We start from the raw sequence: 16,626 nt of genomic DNA on the forward strand, positions 1-16,626 counted from the left end.
GTCACGGAGGATTCGCCGCTGGCGCTTGCAGGACCTTGCCCGGATTCATGATGCCCCGTGGGTCGAGCATGACCTTGATCTCTCGCATCAGGCGAATTCGAGTCGGCGCCGCATAACGAAGCAGCTCCTCCAGCTTGGTTTGGCCGATGCCATGTTCCGCACTGAAACTGCCGCCGAGTGCGGCGACGCGATCGTGGATGAGTCGCGTCAGAGTCGCGGCCTCAGGTTGCGCGATGTCCGCGTCCTTCGCCAGCAGATTGAAGTGCAGGTTGCCATCGCCGACGTGACCATAGCAGACCAGCTCGAGGCCAGGTGCTGCATGGCGGACGTCGTCGGTCGCGGACTCGACGAATTGCGCGAGGCGCGAGATGGGCACGGAAATGTCATGTCGCAGGCTGTATCCTGCGCGCCGCTGTGCGGCCGGAATCGACTCGCGCAAGCGCCACAGTGCCTGCCTTTGCGACTCCGACTGCGCCACGATTGCGTCCGTTGCGATGCCGGCCTCGAGCGCCGGCTCGAGTCCGCCTGTCAGCACTTCCTTCAGATCGGTTCCCTGGCGCGTGGAACTCAACTCGACGAGCACGAACCACTGCTCACCTGCTTCGAAGGATGGCCAGGGACCCGGCAAGTGCTGTCGAACCATATCGATTGCCCGCCCTGGCAGGAGCTCGAAGCCGTTGATGTCATCGCCGCTCGCGACCCGCAATTGCGCAAGCAGCTCGACGGCTGCGGCGACGTCGCGGACTGCGACGAGCGCGCTGATCTGCTGTGCCGGGACAGGGAACAGCTTGAGCGTCGCTGCAGTGATTATTCCCAACGTGCCTTCTGCGCCGATGAAGAGATTGCGCAGATCGTATCCGGCGTTGTTCTTGCGTAGACCGCGCAGATCACTCACGATCGTGCCATCGGCAAGTACGACTTCGAGGCCTAGCGCCAGGTCACGTGCCACGCCATATCTCAGCACGTTGAGCCCGCCCGCATTCGTCGCCAGGTTTCCGCCGATCTGGCAGCTGCCCGATGAGCCAAGTGACAGGGGGAAGAACCTGCCGGCCGCAGCGCAGAGCTCGTGCAGGCGCTCTAGCACGCAGCCAGCCTCGACGGTCACTGTGAAATTGGCAGCATCGATCTCGCGCACCGCATTGAGCCGCGCAAGCGCGATGACCAGCTGGTGACCGCTCGCATCAGGAGTCGCACCCGCGCAGTATCCCGTATTGCCGCCTTGCGGCACGACGGCGACACGATTGGCATGGCAATGGCGGAGCAGGGCCGAAACCTGCGCAGTGCTCGACGGCAGCGCGACGGCCAGCGCCTTGCCGTGGACCCTGCCGTGCTGATCGACGCAGTACGGCGCAACGTCCGCAGCGCAGGTCAGCAGCGATTCGCCTCCGACGATGTCACGTAGCGCCGAAAGTGCATCGGCCGGCGGCTCGCTCATGCCGCCGCAATGACCTCGCGCCGGCAGTCGGGCCGGGTAAGCAGCATCTGCACGTCACCCAGCTGGCGCTCGGCAAAGCCGCCCTCGCAATAACACAGGTAGTACTCCCACATGCGCGCAAAAGTTTCCGGGTAGCCGAGCTCGCGAACCCGATCGATGCTGGCAAAGAACCGCTCACGCCACATGCGCAGAGTGGTTGCATAGTGCGGTCCGATGTCCTCGAGATGAAAGATCTTGAAATCGGTTACGCGGCGCAGGGACTGGCTGATCGCATCGATGGATGGAATGAAACTGCCTGGAAAGATGTAGCGCTGGATGAAATCCACTGAACGCAGCGCCTGGGCATAGAACTGGTCCTGTATGGTGATCGCCTGCAGCAACATTGCACCGTTTCGCTTCAGCAGGCTCGCGCACTTGGCCAGATAGCAATCGAGATAGTCGTGGCCCACAGCCTCAATCATTTCTACCGAGACGAGCTTGTCGTACTCGCCGCTGAGCACGCGATAATCATCCTGACGCAACTCGATTCGATCCTGCAAGCCGCGCTCATCGATGGCGCTTCGCGCGAAGTCGTGTTGGCGGCGCGATATCGTTGTCGTCGTGACCCGGCAACCGAAGTTCTGCGCGGCGTGTATCGCAAGACCGCCCCAGCCAGTGCCGATCTCGAGCAGGTGATCGGTCGGGCGCAGGTCGAGCTTGCGGCAGATCGTGTCGAACTTGTCGATTTGCGCCTGATGGAGCGTGGCGTCAGGCGATCGGAAAATTGCGCAGGAGTAGGCCATGCTCTGATCGAGCATGAGTTCGTACAGATCATTGCCAATGTCGTAGTGCGCGGCGATGTTGCGCCTGGCGCCGGGTTGGTTATTGCGCCGCGCCCGGTGGAAGAACCCGAGCGCAACGCGGCGCAACGCCGAGAAGCGGGACTCGAGGCCATTCAGGGCATCGCGGTTGGCGACGAATATCCGAAACAGGCTGGTGAGGTCCCGGCAGGTCCACCAACCCTGAATAAAGGCTGAGCCGGCTCCGACGCTGCCGCCGAGTACGATTTCGCTGAAGGCGCGTTCATCGCGGACTTCTATTGTTGCAGCGAGCGCGCAGCGAGCAGTCCGGCTGCCGAAATTCATGGTGCCGCTGCCATCACATAGGACGATCTGGCCGTCGCGGATCAGTTCCAGCTGGCGCAGGAATATCGAACGGGTTATCCGCGTGAGCAACGCGGGTCGCCCGGTCACTGACGGGTGATCGGGGATGATGGACCCTGATCCGGCGATTTCGTTCATTTGGTCATCGCTCTCGGTGTTATCCGGTCGGGGGGAAACCCAATCCGGACCCAACCTATTTTGTAACCCCTGCCGGAGGATCCGTAAAGCGGGAGCGGCGGGCGGGCGGCCACGGCCAACAGGCGGTCAACGAACCACCGGGGCACCGGCCGCAATGTTGTCACCGGACCTTGTCGAATCGTCTCGCGGAGTGATCCCTGACGGCCAGCGGTACGGGTTTCAGATCCCAGATGATGCCGAGCCAGGAGAGCAGCTTGAGGAGGTAGTAGGTGACGTCGATTTCCCACCAGTAGAAGCCTTGACGGGCGGCGCTGGGGTAGTGGTGGTGATTGTTGTGCCAGCCCTCGCCGAGCGTGATCAGCGCAAGGAGCCAGTTGTTGCGGCTGGCATCGCCCGTGCGGTAGCGCTGTTTGCCGAAAACGTGCGATAGCGAATTGATGGTATAGGTGCCGTGGTAGCACGCGACGGTCGACACGAAAAAGCCCCACACCAGCATTTGCCCGCCGCTGGTTCCCAGATCCGGCTGGGATATCTGCAGGAGTGCGCCCAGCGCAAACATTGCGGCTGCGTAGATGACCGGAACGACGATGTCGAAACGATCGAGCCAGCGAAGCTCCGGAAACTTCAACAGGTCGCGCACGCGACGCCAGTCAGGGACGAATCCGCCGCGAGTGAGGAACCAGCCCATGTGCGAGCGGACGAATCCATGCTGCACGGGCGAGTGCAGGTCATCCTCCCGGTCCGAGCACGAATGGTGATGGCGGTGATGCGCTGCCCACCACATCGGGCCACGCTGCACTGCGGCCGCACCCAGCAATCCGAAAACGAACTGACCTACGCGGCTGGTCTTGAAAGCCCGGTGCGAGAAGTAGCGGTGGTAGAAGCCCGTGATCGCGAACATACGCAGCAGATAGCCAAGCACGGCGACCAGTACCGCAATGGGACTCACGCCGACCCAGATGACGGCAAGACAGGCGAGGTGCATCGCCACGAAGGGGATGATGCGTGCCCAATCGATTCGGTTATCGTGGCCATCCGGCCGTGGACCGTCGAAGTCCATGCCGGCATCGACCCAGCGGCGTAGCGCTGCCCTCATCCGTTCGATGCACGCAGTGCTGCGATACGCTCGTCAAGCGGCGGGTGACTCATGAACAGACGTTTGATGCCGCTGCCGATGCCGCCGTTGATGCCGAATGCCTGCATCTGGCCGGGCAGGGGTGCGGGGTTGTGGGCCGCCTTCAGTCGCTCGAGCGCGGCGATCATGCTTTCGCGGCCGGCCAGCGAGGCGCCGCCCGCGTCGGCGCGAAATTCGCGCAGCCGCGAAAACCACATGACGATAATGCTCGCCAGGATCCCAAGAACCAGCTCCGCGATCATGACGGTGGCGAAATAGGCGATGCCGCGACCGTTCTCGCTGCGAAATACCGTTCTGTCGACGACATTGCCGACAATGCGGGCGAGGAAGATCACGAAGGTATTCACCACGCCCTGGATCAGCGTCAGGGTAACCATGTCGCCATTGGCGACGTGACTGACTTCATGGCCGAGCACCGCCTCCACTTCGGGCCTGCTCATGTTGTTCAGAAGACCGGTGCTGACCGCGACCAGTGATTTGTTGCGATTGGCGCCGGTTGCGAATGCGTTGGGCTGCGGCGAGTCGAAGACACCGACCTCGGGCATGCCAATGCCTGCCTTGTGGGCCTGCATCGTCACCGTATCGACCAGCCAGCGCTCCACCTCCGAGCGCGGCTCGGCGATCACCCGCACCCCCATGGATCGCTTTGCCATCCACTTTGACATCAGCAGCGAGACGATGGCGCCGCCGAAGCCGAATAGTGCGGCGAAGACCAGTAGCCCGGTGAGATTTCCGCCCTGAGCCATCAGGTAGCGGTCGATACCGAGCAGCCGGGCCACTGCGGAGAGCACCACGACCACAGCGAGGTTGGTGGCCAGGAAGAGGAAAATGCGTTTCATGGGGTTTTTCAGCCTCGAGCGTTGGGGTTGAATCTTAACCTGACGTTCTATATGGCCGCCTGCCGGGTCGAATTCAAGCGCCGGCCGGCCGGATTATTGCCGTTTGCCGCCTTGACAGCGGCTGCCAGTTGGTACCAGCGCAGTCGCGCACCTCAGCCGGTGACACCGCCCAGCAAGCTGCCGACCGCATAGGCGATGACGCCGGCGCCGCCGCCGATCAACACCATGCGCGCAGCGCTGCGCCAGGCACCGCGGCCGGTGAACAGGCTGATTGCAAGCCCGACCAGTGCCAGTGAAACGAGCGCGATAGCGGCCGCGCTGGCCATACCGCGCTGCGGGTCCGGATGCAGCGCGAAAGGCACGACAGGCAGCGCAGCGCCGGCGGCAAAGGCCAGGAACGAGAATATCGCCGCGCCCCAGGGGGACCCCAGTTCATCCGGGTTGAGGCCTAGCTCTTCCCTGGCGAGGGTATCGAGCGCACGCGCTGGGTCCGCCATCATGGCACGGCTCAGGTCCCGGGCCTTGTCCATGGCGAGGCCCCGCGCGTTGTAGATGAGGGCGAGCTCCTCGGCCTCCTCATCGGGGTATTCGTCGAGCTCTTCTTTCTCGAGCTGGATCTGGTACTCGAACATTTCGCGCTGCGAGCGCACCGAAACATACTCCCCTGAGGCCATCGACAGAGCTCCGGCCAGGAGTCCGGCTATACCTGCCGTGAGGACCGCGTCGGCGCTGGCATTGGCTGCGGCGACACCGATGACGAGGCCGGCGTTGGAGACAAGTCCGTCGTTGACTCCAAAAACGGCCGCCCGGAGATTGCCGCCCGAGACGCCCTGGTGGCGCTGTCCGACCTGCTCAACGGACGTTGGCATGTGGTGGCCGGGTGTCAACGGTTGCGCGCTGTAGATCGACAGGCCTCGAAGCTTCATCGCTGCCAGGACGGGCTTGATGCGTGCGGGCCCTGCCGTGCGAGCCAGCACAGCGACGATGCGCGCGCGCAGCGAGGGCGTGAATTGCAGACCCTGCAGTTGGTGGTTATTGGCCCATTGTGCGGCCTGCTCTTCCGCAGTCGCCGCCAGACGCTCGAACAGCTGGCGGCGTTCTCCCGATTCAACCGCAGCGACCTGAAGGTACAGCCAGGCCGACTCCTTCTCGTGGCGCCAGCTATTCGTGTCGGAACCGGCGACGGGTGCGCTCATGCGCCATCGCTGTCAATAGCGATCGTCATCCTCGTCATCATCGTCCAAATCGTCGTCGTCATCGTCCCAGTCATCATCGTCGTCGTCTTCCCAGTCGTCGTCATCTTCGTCATCTTCGTCTTCGTCGGCGTCCTCTTCCTCGTCGTCGTCCTCGCCCCAGCCTTCCGGTTCCTCGGTCAGTTCGAGGTCCATCTCGTGCCAGCTGTCGAGGTCGATCTCCTCGATTTCGCCGTCAAGATATTCTATCTCGACGAGTTCATCGTCTTCATTAACCGATATGACCCGAAACGTCTCGTCTTCCTCGACGTTCTCATACCACTGCCCCTTGACGGGGTCATTATCTCTGCTCACTTAAGGACTCCCTGACGACGAGCCGCCCTGACGCGGCCGCGGCGATGAATATTACGCGGCGTCAGGTGGCTCAGGCAATCGCTGCGAGTCGTCGCTTGCGCTCGGCGCCGTGGTTTCCTCGAAAACCACAGCCGATGCTTCCTCCAGGTTGTCGTACTGGCCGTCATCCACCGCCCAGAACAGGGCGATCACCGCCACGACCACCAGCAGGATGGAGATCGGTATGAGCAGCAAGGCAAGTCCGGTCAGCATCGCGCTCTCCTGGTTTCAGTTGGCGAGCCGGCGCGCATTCAATGCCACCAGCAGCGAACTCATGGACATGCCGAGTGCGGCCAGCCACGGCGGAACCAGTCCCAACGCGGCGGCCGGGATCGCGGCCAGGTTGTAGCCGAGCGCCCAACCGAGGTTCTGCTTGATGACCGTGACGGTGTGGCGCGCCACGTCGATGCTGCGGGGCAGTGCCTCCAGCGTATCCCCTAGCAGTAGCAGATCCGATGCCGCCTGGGCCAGCGCAGAGCCTGAGCCGACGGCGAAGCCGACGTCGGCACTTGCCAGGAACGGCCCGTCATTGATGCCATCGCCCAGCGCGAGTACGTGTCGGCCGTTGGCGCGCAGTTCCCGCACGAGTTCCATTTTCTGCGTCGGGTCCAGCCGCGCCCTGGCGTTGCTGATCGCGAGCTGCGAGGCAATGGCCGTGACCCTGCGTTCGCTGTCGCCGCTTGCCATCACGACGTCGATTCCCCGCGCCCGCAGGGCGGTGAGGGCTGCCGTGGTACCGTCCCGCAGCTGCTCCTCCACGGTGAATCGCGCGCATGCCCCGCGTGCATCGCCCAGCCACAGGTCGGCCGCCGCTTCGCCGGAAGCCGCCGAATTGCCGTGCGGGAGGAATTCCCATCGCCCCAGCCAATAGCGCTCGCCGTCGACGACGCCGCTGATGCCTTGGCCTGGAGTTTCCTCGACTGCGCTCGCCGACAGGTCGCCGCGCGCGGTGACGGCAAACGCGCGCGCCAGCGGATGACTCGAGTGCGCCTCGAGTGCGCCTGCGATGGCGAGGCTGCGCTCGCGACCCATACTGCCCAGCACTTCGACCCCTGCGAGCCGCTGCTCGCCGCTCGTAAGGGTTCCGGTCTTGTCGAGTACGACGGTATCGATCCCGGCAAGTCGTTCGATGGCATCGGCCTGGGTGATCAGGACTCCATTGCGTGTGAGCCGCAACCCGGCCGCCGCGATGGCTGCAGGCGTTGCCAGCGACAGCGCGCAGGGGCAGCTGACGACCAGCACCGACAGCACGATCGGCAGCACTCGCGTCGCATCGACGTACAACCACGCTACTGCGACCGATGCGGCGATGACCAGCACGCCGAGTATGAACCAGCTGGCGACGCTGTCGGCAAGCCGCGCCACTCGCGGACGCGAATTCAGGGCGGACTCGAGCAGGGCGGCGATACCCGCGAGCCTCGTGTCGGCGCTCGCGGTGTGCGCCAGCATTTCACAGGCGTTGCCCGCATTGATGCTGCCGCCATAGATGGTTTCACCGCACGCGCGCGCCACGGCAAGCGATTCGCCGGTCAACAGCGATTCATCGAGCGCCGCGCTCGCAGACAGCAATTCGCCGTCGACCGGCACCACCGCTCCTGCCGGAATCCGCAGCCGCATGCCCGCCTTCACCTCCGCGAGGTTCACGCGCGATGTCGTGCCATCGTCGGCTACCAGCAATACGGTGGCCGGCAAGGTCCGCGACAATGCCTCGTGCGCCGACAGATTGCCGTGGCGGATCAGCATCTCCGCGTAACGCCCAAGCGAGAGGAAGAATATGAACATGGCGATGCTGTCGAAATACACATCGCCCGATGCCGTCACCGTGTTGTAGATGCTGGCGAGATAGGCAAGCACCAGCGCCAGGGCGACCGTTACATCCATGCTAGCGCGGCCGTGGCGCAGGGCCTGCCAGGCACCGCTCAGGAAGGGCTGCCCGGAGTAGAGCAGCACGGGCGTCGTGATCACGAGGCCGGCAATGCGCAGTATCTGCGTCATCTGTTCGCCCATTTGCTCGGTCGAGGCGAAGTACATTCCCGACAGGTACATCCCGACCTGCATCATGCCGAGTCCGGCAAGACCGATGCGCTTGATTGCGCGGCGTCGCTCGCGCGCGAATGCGGCCGTGGCAGAACTCCCGGCGAGGGGTTCGGCGCTGAACCCGCTCGCAGATACGGCGCGCAGAAGCTCGGGGACGGCGGTGCGGGCCGCGTCGAACCGGACGCTCGCCTTGTGGCTCGCGGCATTGACTTCGGCGTTCAGCACGCCAGGTACGGCAGCGAGTGCGCTCTGGACGCTGCGCGCGCAAACGGCACAACGCATGCCCTGCACGGCGAGCAGCACCCGCTGCTCGCCATCCTGCGCGGGGCGCCAAACGGCATGACCGGATGAAGTGGCGCCCGACATCAGTGCTCGGCTGGCATGGCTTTCGCTGCGAGTTCGATTCCCGATGACCAGTTGGAGCCCTCGCCGCGCAGCAGCCACGACAGGTCGTCGGCAGCCACGGATACCAGATAGCGGCCTGGCATGGGTGCGGTGCAGGGACTGCGATAATCACTGCCTTGACGATTGACCGTCAGGCGCTGGTCGGCGTCGTTGCGGGTTGAATGCGCCAGTGTCAGCTGCAATGTGGGTGGCAAGGGTGGATCGATGGCAAGCTGGACGACGCATTCGGAGTGGGCAGCCTCGAAGCGCAGCCGAACGCTCGCGTGACGCTGCTGCGCAAGACGCATGGCATCCAGGTCACGCTGCAACGCGGCGCCTTCCCAGTGATACTGCGCTGGCAATTCGCTCTCACCCCGGGTGAGCGCCAGCCACAGCGTCACGAATGCCCCGACGATCGTGACGGCTGGAATTCCTATCATCATCAGGATCGGCGCCCCGCCCGCACGCAGGGAGTCGCGATTGCGTGTGTCGTCTGCCACGGCCTACTGCGTCGGCGCAAGGAAGCGCGCCGTATGGCGCGCCCGCAGGTCGGATTGGTCGACTGCCCGGACCGTGAATTCTATGTTTTCGCTACCCTGCGGTTCGTAGGCCGGGCGCGCGACGCGCACCGGAATTGCCCGCACCTCGCCTGAGCGGACCATATGCGTCTGCCCGGCAACGGTGAGACGCAATTTGCCGCTCCCTGCGACGTCGATGGCGAATTCATGGTCCTGCTGCGTCTTGTTGACAATCTTGAGCGTATAAACGTTCTCCGCGTCGCCATTGTCGAGCATGCGATAAAGTGTATTGCGATCCCGTATGACATCCAGGTGCAGGGGATCCCTGGTTAGCACCGCGATCAGTAATGCGAGCGCAATGACGCCGAGCAGGCTCGCATAGATGAGCACCCGCGGCCGCATGACATGGGTCTTCTTGCCATCCAGCGCATGCTGGGTGGTGTAGCGCACGAGGCCCCGCGGGTACCCGACCCGGTCCATCACGGCATCGCAGGCGTCGATGCAGGCAGCACAGGCGATGCACTCATATTGAAGGCCCTTGCGTATGTCGATGCCTGTTGGACACACCTGAACACACCAGGTGCAATCGACGCAATCGCCGAGCCCCAGTTGCGCCGGGTCGGTGCCCCGGCGTCTTGCTCCGCGAGGTTCGCCGCGTTTGGCATCGTAGGTAATGATCAGCGTATCGCGATCGAACATCGCGCTCTGGAAGCGCGCATACGGGCACATGTACTTGCAGACCTGTTCGCGCAGGAAGCCGGCATTGCCATACGTGGCGAAACCATAAAAGAGGATCCAGAAGATCTCCCAGGGTCCGAGTGAGTTGCTGAAGATTTCGGCACCGAGCGTGCGGATCGGAGTGAAATAGCCAACAAAGGTGAACCCCGTCCACAAAGCGAACAGTATCCACAGCGTCTGCTTGGCGCCTTTGCGCATGACCTTGCTGGCGGACCAGGGCGAGCGATCGAGGCGCATGCGCGCGGCACGATCGCCTTCGGTCATGCGCTCCATCCAGAGGAATGCTTCCGTCCACACCGTCTGCGGGCAGGCATAGCCGCACCACAAGCGACCGGCCAGTGCAGTGAAAAAGAACAGAGACAGGGCTGCCAGCACCAGCAATGCCGTCAGGTAGATGAAGTCCTGCGGCCACAGAACCAGGGCGAAAATATAGAACTTGCGGGCCGGCAGGTCGAACAGGACCGCCTGCCGGCCGGCCATGGACAGCCAGGGCATGAAGTAGAAAAGGCCAAGCAGGACCAGGACGGCGATATTGCGCAATCGCGCGAACCGCCCACGCACATCGCGCGGATAGATCTTCTGGTGTGCCAGATAATAGGAGTCGGCCGTATCGGCCGGCGGCTGGTTCATGGCGAGTCGCGGTGTTCGGTGTTGGCCAGATACAAAGTCAGCGCGCTCGCGACCAGAGCAATCAGCCAGAAGAAGAAGAAGCCAACCGCATAGACCGTCAATCGGTCGGTCCACCAGGCCGGTAGTTCACCGGCGGCGATATTCTCCGGGTCGATGGCGGCAAAGCACAGCATGGTGGCAAGCGATGCGGCAAGAAATGCGCACCAGATGATGACCCCGATCGATCGACCTACGCGGCCGAGCTCGGCGTGCTCCGCCGGGCGATTGTCGTCACTTGGGCTCGGCGGCCTGTCCATTGCCAAGACTCATAACATAGGCGGCGAGCAGATTCACGCGCAGCTGGCCGAGCCGATCGAGGTGCGCCGGCATCTCGCCGATGCGGCCTTTTGCGATGGTCGTGCGGATGGTGTCGATCGCGCCGCCATTCAACCAGATGCCGTCGGTGAGATTCGGCGCGCCGAGCAGTTGATTGCCGCGGCCATCGGCGCCATGGCAGGCGACGCAAATCTGGTCGAAGCGCGCCTTGCCAGCAGCCACATCGCCAACAGGCGTGCTTCGTCCGGACAGCGACAGGACGTAGGCGACGACGTTTTCGACGTCGACCGGACCCAGCACCGCCTCCCAACTGGCCATCACGCCCTGGCGGCCGTTCGCGATGGAATTGACGATATCCTGCGGCGTGCCGCCCCACAGCCAATCGTTGTCCGTGAGGTTTGGAAAGCCCGGTGCACCGCGCCCGTCCGAACCATGGCAGGTCGCGCAGTTGTTGATGAACAGGTTTTGCGCTACGCGAAGTGCGGCCGGGTCGCGCGAGAGATCGACGACATCGCGATTCTCGAAGGGCGTGAATGTCGCTGCGATCAATTTCGCATTCGCCGCGGTTTCCCTTTGCAGCTGCCCGGCTTGCGACCAGCCGAGCGTGCCGGCGAAGTTGCCGAGGCCCGGGTACAGGGCGAGGTAGGCCAGCGAGAACACGACCGAGATGATGAACATGCCGAGCCACCAGCGCGGCAACGGATTGTTGCTCTCGGTGAGATCGCCGTCCCAGACGTGGCCGGTCGTCTCGGAACCGGCCTGCGCTTCGCCGCCGCGGCGCCGGCGCATCCACCACAAAAGCCACAACGCGCCCGCGATATTCGCAAACGTAACCAGCGTAATCAGGAAACTTGCCGTTTGACTCACTTTACTTCGTCCTCTTCAAGCGGCGCGCGGGCCGCATCGTCGAAGCCGCGTTTGCGGCGGCCGCTGTAGGCCCAGATCACCATGGCAATGAACAACACCATGAGTGCGGCCGTTATCAGCCCGCGAACCGTACCAATGTCCATGTTCGTCACGTCACTGCCAGCCACGCGACGCTTTGCCGAGGCCCTGCAGATAGGCAATGAGCGCATCGAGTTCGGATTTGCCCTGCACTTCGCTGCCGGCCGACTCGATCTGGGCATCGCTGTACGGGGCGCCGAGACGGCGCATCAATTGCATTTTCTTCGGTGTCCCGCTGGCATCGATCGTATTTTTCGCAAGCCACGGGTAGCCCGGCATATTGGACTCGGGTACGACGTCGCGCGGGTTGGTCAAATGCACACGGTGCCACTCGTCGCTGTATCTCCCGCCCACCCTCGCAAGGTCGGGGCCGGTCCGCTTCGAGCCGAACTGGAAGGGATGGTCATATACGGACTCACCGGCCAATGAGTAGTGGCCATAGCGTTCGGTTTCAGCGCGCAGTGCCCGCACCATCTGTGAATGGCAGACATAACATCCCTCGCGCACATAGATGTCGCGGCCTTCCAGCGCAAGCGCGCCGTAGGGCTCGACGCCGGGGGCTGCTTCGCGCGTCACGTTCTGGAAGTAAAGTGGAACAATTTCCACCAGCCCGCCGACGCTGATCACCAGCGCAATCAGGATGCCGAGAAGGGCGGGGCGGCGTTCGACGATTTCGTGTTTCATGGCTGCCACCTCATCCCTTGTGCGGTTCGGGTACCAGTACCGGCGCGGTCTCGGTATGCCCACTGATCGTCTTGACGATGTTGCGGATCATGAAGCCGAATCCTGCCAGCACCATGACGCCGCCGAGCAGCCGCACTACGTAGTACGGATAGGTCGCAGCGAGCGACTCGACGAAGGAATAGGTCAAGGTTCCGTCGGGATTCGTAGCGCGCCACATCAGGCCCTGCATGACGCCCGCGATCCACATTGAGGCGACGTAAAGCACGATGCCGATCGTCGTGGTCCAGAAGTGCCAGTCGATCAATTTCGTGCTCCACATCCTTGTCTGACCATACAGTCGCGGGATCAGCACATAGAGGCTGCCAAGGGAAACCATGGCGACCCAGCCGAGTGCCCCCGAGTGCACGTGTCCAATCGTCCAGTCCGTGTAGTGCGAGAGTGCATTGACCGTCTTGATCGACATCATCGGTCCTTCGAAGGTCGACATGCCGTAGAACGACAGCGAGACGATCAGGAATTTCAGGATCGGGTCGGTGCGCAGCTTATGCCATGCGCCGGAGAGGGTCATGATGCCGTTGATCATGCCGCCCCAGGATGGCGCCAGCAGCATCAGCGAGAAGACCATGCCGATCGACTGTGCCCAGTCGGGCAGGGTGGTGTAGTGCAGGTGGTGTGGTCCCGCCCACATGTAGATCGAAATCAGTGCCCAGAAATGCACGATCGAAAGGCGATAGGAGTAGACAGGTCTGCCCGCTTGTTTCGGCACGAAGTAATACATCATGCCGAGAAAACCCGTGGTGAGGAAAAAGCCGACGGCATTGTGGCCATACCACCATTGCACCATCGCATCCACCGTGCCCGCGTAAACGCTGTAGGACTTTGTCAATGACAGCGGCAGTTCAGCGCTGTTGACTATATGCAATACAGCAACGGTGATGATGAATGAGGCATAGAACCAGTTCGCCACATAGATGTGCGAGACACGCCGGCGGAACAGCGTGCCGAAGAATACGATCGCGTAGGAAACCCACACGATCGCGATGAGTATGTCGATCGGCCACTCGAGCTCGGCGTATTCCTTGCTCGTGGTGATGCCGAGCGGCAGGGTAACCGCGGCGAGCACGATGATCAGCTGCCAGCCCCAGAAAGTGAATGCCGCGAGTCCGTCGCTGAACAGCCGCGCATGGCAGGTGCGTTGCACGACGTAGTAGGACGTTGCAAACAATGCCGAACCGCCGAAGGCAAAGATGACGGCGTTCGTGTGCAGCGGTCGCAGGCGGCTATAGGTCAGCCAGGGCACATCGAAGTTGAGCTGCGGCCAGATGAGTTGCGCAGCCAGGATCACCCCGACCAGCATGCCGACGACACCCCAGACCACGGTCATCAGGGCAAATTGGCGTACCACCTTGTCGTTGTAGGTCTCAGCCACGGATATGGCTGCAGCCGCTGGTGCTGCTGCCGCAATTGCTTGGGCCATGTTGCTCCCTTATGCACTTCTTTCGGAGGACATTCTTTTTGATCCTGCCGCCCAGAGGTATAAGTACCTTCCACTAGGGGCGCTGCAAGCCCGATGTTCCGCCACCCGACCCGCGGCGGAAAATACGTATATGCTTCCTGTTGCAGGAGTGCAGCGAAGCATGTCAGAAGTTCAGAAAGCCCGCCAAGACCACCGCCTGGCCAGGGCAAGGCGAATCGTCGTCAAAGTGGGCTCATCGCTCCTCGTCGATGCCGAGAGCGGCAGTCTCAACCACGCCTGGATCGCGAGCCTGACCAGGGATCTGTTGCGGCTGCGCGAGCGAGGCCAGCAGATACTGATCGTAAGCTCCGGCGCAATCGCGCTGGGACGCCGCCAGCTCAAGTTGCCGCGCCGCGGCCTGCGGCTCGAGGCGAGCCAGGCCGCTGCGGCCGTGGGCCAGATCAGTCTGGCGCACGCCTACAAGGATCTGTGGGCCCAACATGGCGTGCATGTCGCCCAGGTCTTGCTGACGCTCGAAGACAGCGAAAGGCGTCGTCGCTATCTCAATGCCCGCGCGACATTGCTCGAGCTCATCAAGCTCGATGTCGTCGCGGTCGTCAACGAGAACGACACGGTGGCCACCAGCGAGATCCGCTACGGCGACAACGATCGACTGGCTGCACGGGTCGCGCAGATGGTCAGCGCCGATTGCCTGGTTTTGTTATCGGACGTAGACGGGCTCTACAGCGCGGATCCCGCGACCGATACTGCGGCCCGGATCATTCCGGAGGTCGCGGATATTTCGGACGAGATTGCGGCCATGGCCGGAGCGACCCGCTCCGAGTTCGGCTCGGGCGGGATGTCGACCAAGCTGGCCGCTGCGCGGATTGCCGTCGCTGCGGGATGTCATATGTGTATCGCATCGGGCCGCCACGAGCTGCCGTTGTCACGCATCGAAGCAGGCGCTGCCTGCACCTGGTTCGTGCCGCAGGCATCGCCCGCCGCTGCGCGCAAGCAGTGGATCGCCGGAACCTTGCGTCCATCGGGCGCCGTGAGTATCGATGCCGGCGCGGTCGCTGCACTGCTCGCAGGCAAGAGCCTGCTACCCGCCGGTGTCACGGATGCCCACGGCAGTTTCGAACGTGGCGACACGGTGAGCGTACTCCTCCCCGACGGTCGTGAGCTCGGTCGCGGCATCATCGCGTACTCGGATGTCGATGCGCGGCAGATCATGGGTCGCAGGAGCAGCGATATCGCGGGCATCCTCGGGTTCAGCGGTCGTGATGAGATGATTCACCGTGATGACCTGGCGGTTCTGTCGCGCGAGCCTGCCGGACGCAAGGCGCAGGGATGAGCAGGGAAACGGCCGGACCCGCCTCGGTCGATCTCCAGGGCTACATGCTGCGTCTTGGTCGTGAGGCGCGCGCCTGTCAAGGCGTGCTCGGCCAGTCGAGCTCGCAGCAGCGCAATGCGGCACTTGTCGCGAGTGCCGAGGCGATCGAAACGCAGCGTTCGCAAATCATCGCCGCCAACGCTTTGGACCTTCGCGGTGCCCGCCAGGCCGGTCTTGGCGCCGCGTTGCTCGATCGCCTGGAACTCGATCAAACGCGAGTCGAGGCAATATGCCGCTCACTCATTGCCATTGCCGAACTGCCTGATCCGCTCAACGCCGTTATGGCGGCCTGGTCGCGACCGAACGGGCTCAGGATCGAGCGGCGGCGCGTGCCGCTCGGTGTAATTGGCATCATTTATGAGAGCCGGCCGAACGTGACTGCCGATGCCGGCGCCCTGTGCCTCAAGTCAGGCAATCCGTCGATATTGCGTGGCGGCTCTGAGAGCATCGCCTCGAATCGCGCCATCCATGCATGCCTTGCCACGGGTCTCGCGAGCGCCGGCCTGCCAGGAGCGTGCATCCAGCTGGTCGAGGTGACCGATCGAGCCGCAGTCGGCGCCATGCTGGCGGGGCTCGAAGGCAATATCGACGTGCTCGTGCCGCGCGGCGGCAAGAGTCTGGTCGCGCGGGTTCGCGCCGAGTCGCGGGTGCCGGTGATTGGCCACCTCGAGGGGATCTGTCACGTCTATGTCCATGTCGGTGCCAATCTCGATATAGCCCGCGCGATCGTGCTCAACTCCAAGATGCGACGCACGGGAATCTGCGGCGCTGCCGAAACGCTGCTGATCGACCGCGCATGCGTTGATACTCATCTTCGCCCCATCCTCGACGATCTCGCTGCGGCCGGATGCGAAATTCGCGGCGACGAGACCGTACTGGCGTCGTACCCCCCGGCCCGCGCGGCGACGGAAAACGATTGGCGAAGCGAGTATCTCGATGCGGTCATCGCAGTGCGCGTGGTCGAAGGTCTCGATGCGGCCATTGCGCACATCAGGGAATTCGGGTCTGCCCATACCGAAGCGATCGTCACCGACGATCGGTCTGCGGCGGATGCGTTTCTCACGAGACTCGACAGCGCAATCCTGTTGCACAACGCTTCCACGCAATTTGCCGATGGCGGCGAATTCGGCATGGGCGCAGAGATCGGTATTTCGACCGATCGCTTTCACGCCCGGGGACCAGTCGGCGTGGAACAATTGACGAGCTACAAGTACGTCGTGCACGGCAGCGGCCAGATCAGGCCCTGATTGC

General features: G+C 63.2%; 17 protein-coding genes. 2 read left to right on the plus strand and 15 right to left on the minus strand.

Annotated elements, in window-relative coordinates; genetic code table 11:
- Position 1 precedes the first annotated feature (1 nt).
- The 15 genes from R3E77_04650 to ccoN form a co-directional block, all read right to left on the minus strand.
- Positions 2-1,435 carry an FAD-binding oxidoreductase gene (locus R3E77_04650; GenBank protein ID MEZ5498706.1) on the minus strand — a complete coding sequence of 478 codons (1,434 nt, stop codon included), beginning with the start codon at positions 1,433-1,435 and terminating at the stop codon, positions 2-4.
- On the minus strand, positions 1,432-2,715 hold the full coding sequence (locus R3E77_04655) for a cyclopropane-fatty-acyl-phospholipid synthase family protein (GenBank protein ID MEZ5498707.1): 1,284 nt from the start codon (positions 2,713-2,715) through the stop codon (positions 1,432-1,434). Before R3E77_04655 ends, R3E77_04650 begins: the two co-directional genes overlap by 4 nt.
- A 160-nt stretch (positions 2,716-2,875) precedes the next feature.
- Complete coding sequence (locus R3E77_04660; GenBank protein MEZ5498708.1) at positions 2,876-3,811, minus strand: acyl-CoA desaturase; 936 nt, start codon at positions 3,809-3,811, stop codon at positions 2,876-2,878.
- A complete protein-coding gene (gene htpX, locus R3E77_04665) occupies positions 3,808-4,689 on the minus strand; it encodes a protease HtpX (GenBank protein ID MEZ5498709.1) in 882 nt (293 codons plus the stop codon). The genes R3E77_04660 and htpX overlap by 4 nt, the downstream gene beginning before the upstream one ends.
- Positions 4,690-4,841: 152 nt before the next feature.
- Positions 4,842-5,885, minus strand: coding sequence for a VIT1/CCC1 transporter family protein (locus R3E77_04670; protein ID MEZ5498710.1), 1,044 nt, complete (start codon positions 5,883-5,885; stop codon positions 4,842-4,844).
- A 12-nt stretch (positions 5,886-5,897) separates the two neighbouring features.
- Positions 5,898-6,236: a DUF6763 family protein gene (locus R3E77_04675; GenBank protein ID MEZ5498711.1), complete on the minus strand. Its 339-nt coding sequence runs from the start codon at positions 6,234-6,236 to the stop codon at positions 5,898-5,900.
- Between the two features lie 51 nt (positions 6,237-6,287).
- Positions 6,288-6,488 carry a cbb3-type cytochrome oxidase assembly protein CcoS gene (gene ccoS, locus R3E77_04680; protein MEZ5498712.1) on the minus strand — a complete coding sequence of 67 codons (201 nt, stop codon included), beginning with the start codon at positions 6,486-6,488 and terminating at the stop codon, positions 6,288-6,290.
- Positions 6,489-6,503: 15 nt separating this feature from the next.
- Positions 6,504-8,678 (minus strand): cation-translocating P-type ATPase, encoded by a 2,175-nt coding sequence (locus tag R3E77_04685; GenBank protein MEZ5498713.1) that lies wholly within the window; start codon positions 8,676-8,678, stop codon positions 6,504-6,506.
- Complete coding sequence (locus R3E77_04690) at positions 8,678-9,196, minus strand: FixH family protein (GenBank protein ID MEZ5498714.1); 519 nt, start codon at positions 9,194-9,196, stop codon at positions 8,678-8,680. Before R3E77_04690 ends, R3E77_04685 begins: the two co-directional genes overlap by 1 nt.
- A 3-nt stretch (positions 9,197-9,199) precedes the next feature.
- Complete coding sequence (ccoG, locus tag R3E77_04695) at positions 9,200-10,582, minus strand: cytochrome c oxidase accessory protein CcoG (GenBank protein ID MEZ5498715.1); 1,383 nt, start codon at positions 10,580-10,582, stop codon at positions 9,200-9,202.
- Complete coding sequence (locus R3E77_04700; protein ID MEZ5498716.1) at positions 10,579-10,878, minus strand: hypothetical protein; 300 nt, start codon at positions 10,876-10,878, stop codon at positions 10,579-10,581. Before R3E77_04700 ends, ccoG begins: the two co-directional genes overlap by 4 nt.
- A complete protein-coding gene (ccoP, locus tag R3E77_04705; GenBank protein ID MEZ5498717.1) occupies positions 10,853-11,764 on the minus strand; it encodes a cytochrome-c oxidase, cbb3-type subunit III in 912 nt (303 codons plus the stop codon). Before ccoP ends, R3E77_04700 begins: the two co-directional genes overlap by 26 nt.
- Positions 11,761-11,907 (minus strand): cbb3-type cytochrome c oxidase subunit 3, encoded by a 147-nt coding sequence (locus R3E77_04710; GenBank protein MEZ5498718.1) that lies wholly within the window; start codon positions 11,905-11,907, stop codon positions 11,761-11,763. The genes ccoP and R3E77_04710 overlap by 4 nt, the downstream gene beginning before the upstream one ends.
- A gap of 10 nt (positions 11,908-11,917) precedes the next feature.
- Positions 11,918-12,526 (minus strand): cytochrome-c oxidase, cbb3-type subunit II, encoded by a 609-nt coding sequence (gene ccoO / locus R3E77_04715; protein ID MEZ5498719.1) that lies wholly within the window; start codon positions 12,524-12,526, stop codon positions 11,918-11,920.
- A 10-nt stretch (positions 12,527-12,536) separates the two neighbouring features.
- Positions 12,537-14,003 (minus strand): cytochrome-c oxidase, cbb3-type subunit I, encoded by a 1,467-nt coding sequence (gene ccoN / locus R3E77_04720; GenBank protein MEZ5498720.1) that lies wholly within the window; start codon positions 14,001-14,003, stop codon positions 12,537-12,539.
- A 160-nt stretch (positions 14,004-14,163) separates the two neighbouring features.
- Here ccoN and proB point away from each other — a divergent pair, with 160 nt between their 5' ends.
- Positions 14,164-15,336, plus strand: coding sequence for a glutamate 5-kinase (gene proB, locus R3E77_04725; GenBank protein ID MEZ5498721.1), 1,173 nt, complete (start codon positions 14,164-14,166; stop codon positions 15,334-15,336).
- Positions 15,333-16,622, plus strand: coding sequence for a glutamate-5-semialdehyde dehydrogenase (locus R3E77_04730; GenBank protein ID MEZ5498722.1), 1,290 nt, complete (start codon positions 15,333-15,335; stop codon positions 16,620-16,622). The genes proB and R3E77_04730 overlap by 4 nt, the downstream gene beginning before the upstream one ends.
- Positions 16,623-16,626: the final 4 nt, after the last annotated feature.

The organism is Steroidobacteraceae bacterium (genome assembly GCA_041395505.1).
GTDB lineage: Bacteria > Pseudomonadota > Gammaproteobacteria > Steroidobacterales > Steroidobacteraceae > JAWLAG01.

What these genes read in the sequence shown, in the direction of transcription:
- R3E77_04650 (MEZ5498706.1), bottom strand. Translation starts at nt 1,435, where the DNA reads ATGAGCGAGCCGCCGGCCGATGCACTTTCGGCGCTACGTGACATCGTC.
- R3E77_04655 (MEZ5498707.1), bottom strand. Translation starts at nt 2,715, where the DNA reads ATGAACGAAATCGCCGGATCAGGGTCCATCATCCCCGATCACCCGTCA.
- R3E77_04660 (MEZ5498708.1), bottom strand. Translation starts at nt 3,811, where the DNA reads ATGAGGGCAGCGCTACGCCGCTGGGTCGATGCCGGCATGGACTTCGAC.
- htpX (MEZ5498709.1), bottom strand. Translation starts at nt 4,689, where the DNA reads ATGAAACGCATTTTCCTCTTCCTGGCCACCAACCTCGCTGTGGTCGTG.
- R3E77_04670 (MEZ5498710.1), bottom strand. Translation starts at nt 5,885, where the DNA reads ATGAGCGCACCCGTCGCCGGTTCCGACACGAATAGCTGGCGCCACGAG.
- ccoS (MEZ5498712.1), bottom strand. Translation starts at nt 6,488, where the DNA reads ATGCTGACCGGACTTGCCTTGCTGCTCATACCGATCTCCATCCTGCTG.
- R3E77_04685 (MEZ5498713.1), bottom strand. Translation starts at nt 8,678, where the DNA reads ATGTCGGGCGCCACTTCATCCGGTCATGCCGTTTGGCGCCCCGCGCAG.
- ccoG (MEZ5498715.1), bottom strand. Translation starts at nt 10,582, where the DNA reads ATGAACCAGCCGCCGGCCGATACGGCCGACTCCTATTATCTGGCACAC.
- R3E77_04700 (MEZ5498716.1), bottom strand. Translation starts at nt 10,878, where the DNA reads ATGGACAGGCCGCCGAGCCCAAGTGACGACAATCGCCCGGCGGAGCAC.
- R3E77_04710 (MEZ5498718.1), bottom strand. Translation starts at nt 11,907, where the DNA reads ATGGACATTGGTACGGTTCGCGGGCTGATAACGGCCGCACTCATGGTG.
- ccoO (MEZ5498719.1), bottom strand. Translation starts at nt 12,526, where the DNA reads ATGAAACACGAAATCGTCGAACGCCGCCCCGCCCTTCTCGGCATCCTG.
- ccoN (MEZ5498720.1), bottom strand. Translation starts at nt 14,003, where the DNA reads ATGGCCCAAGCAATTGCGGCAGCAGCACCAGCGGCTGCAGCCATATCC.
- proB (MEZ5498721.1), top strand. Translation starts at nt 14,164, where the DNA reads ATGTCAGAAGTTCAGAAAGCCCGCCAAGACCACCGCCTGGCCAGGGCA.
- R3E77_04730 (MEZ5498722.1), top strand. Translation starts at nt 15,333, where the DNA reads ATGAGCAGGGAAACGGCCGGACCCGCCTCGGTCGATCTCCAGGGCTAC.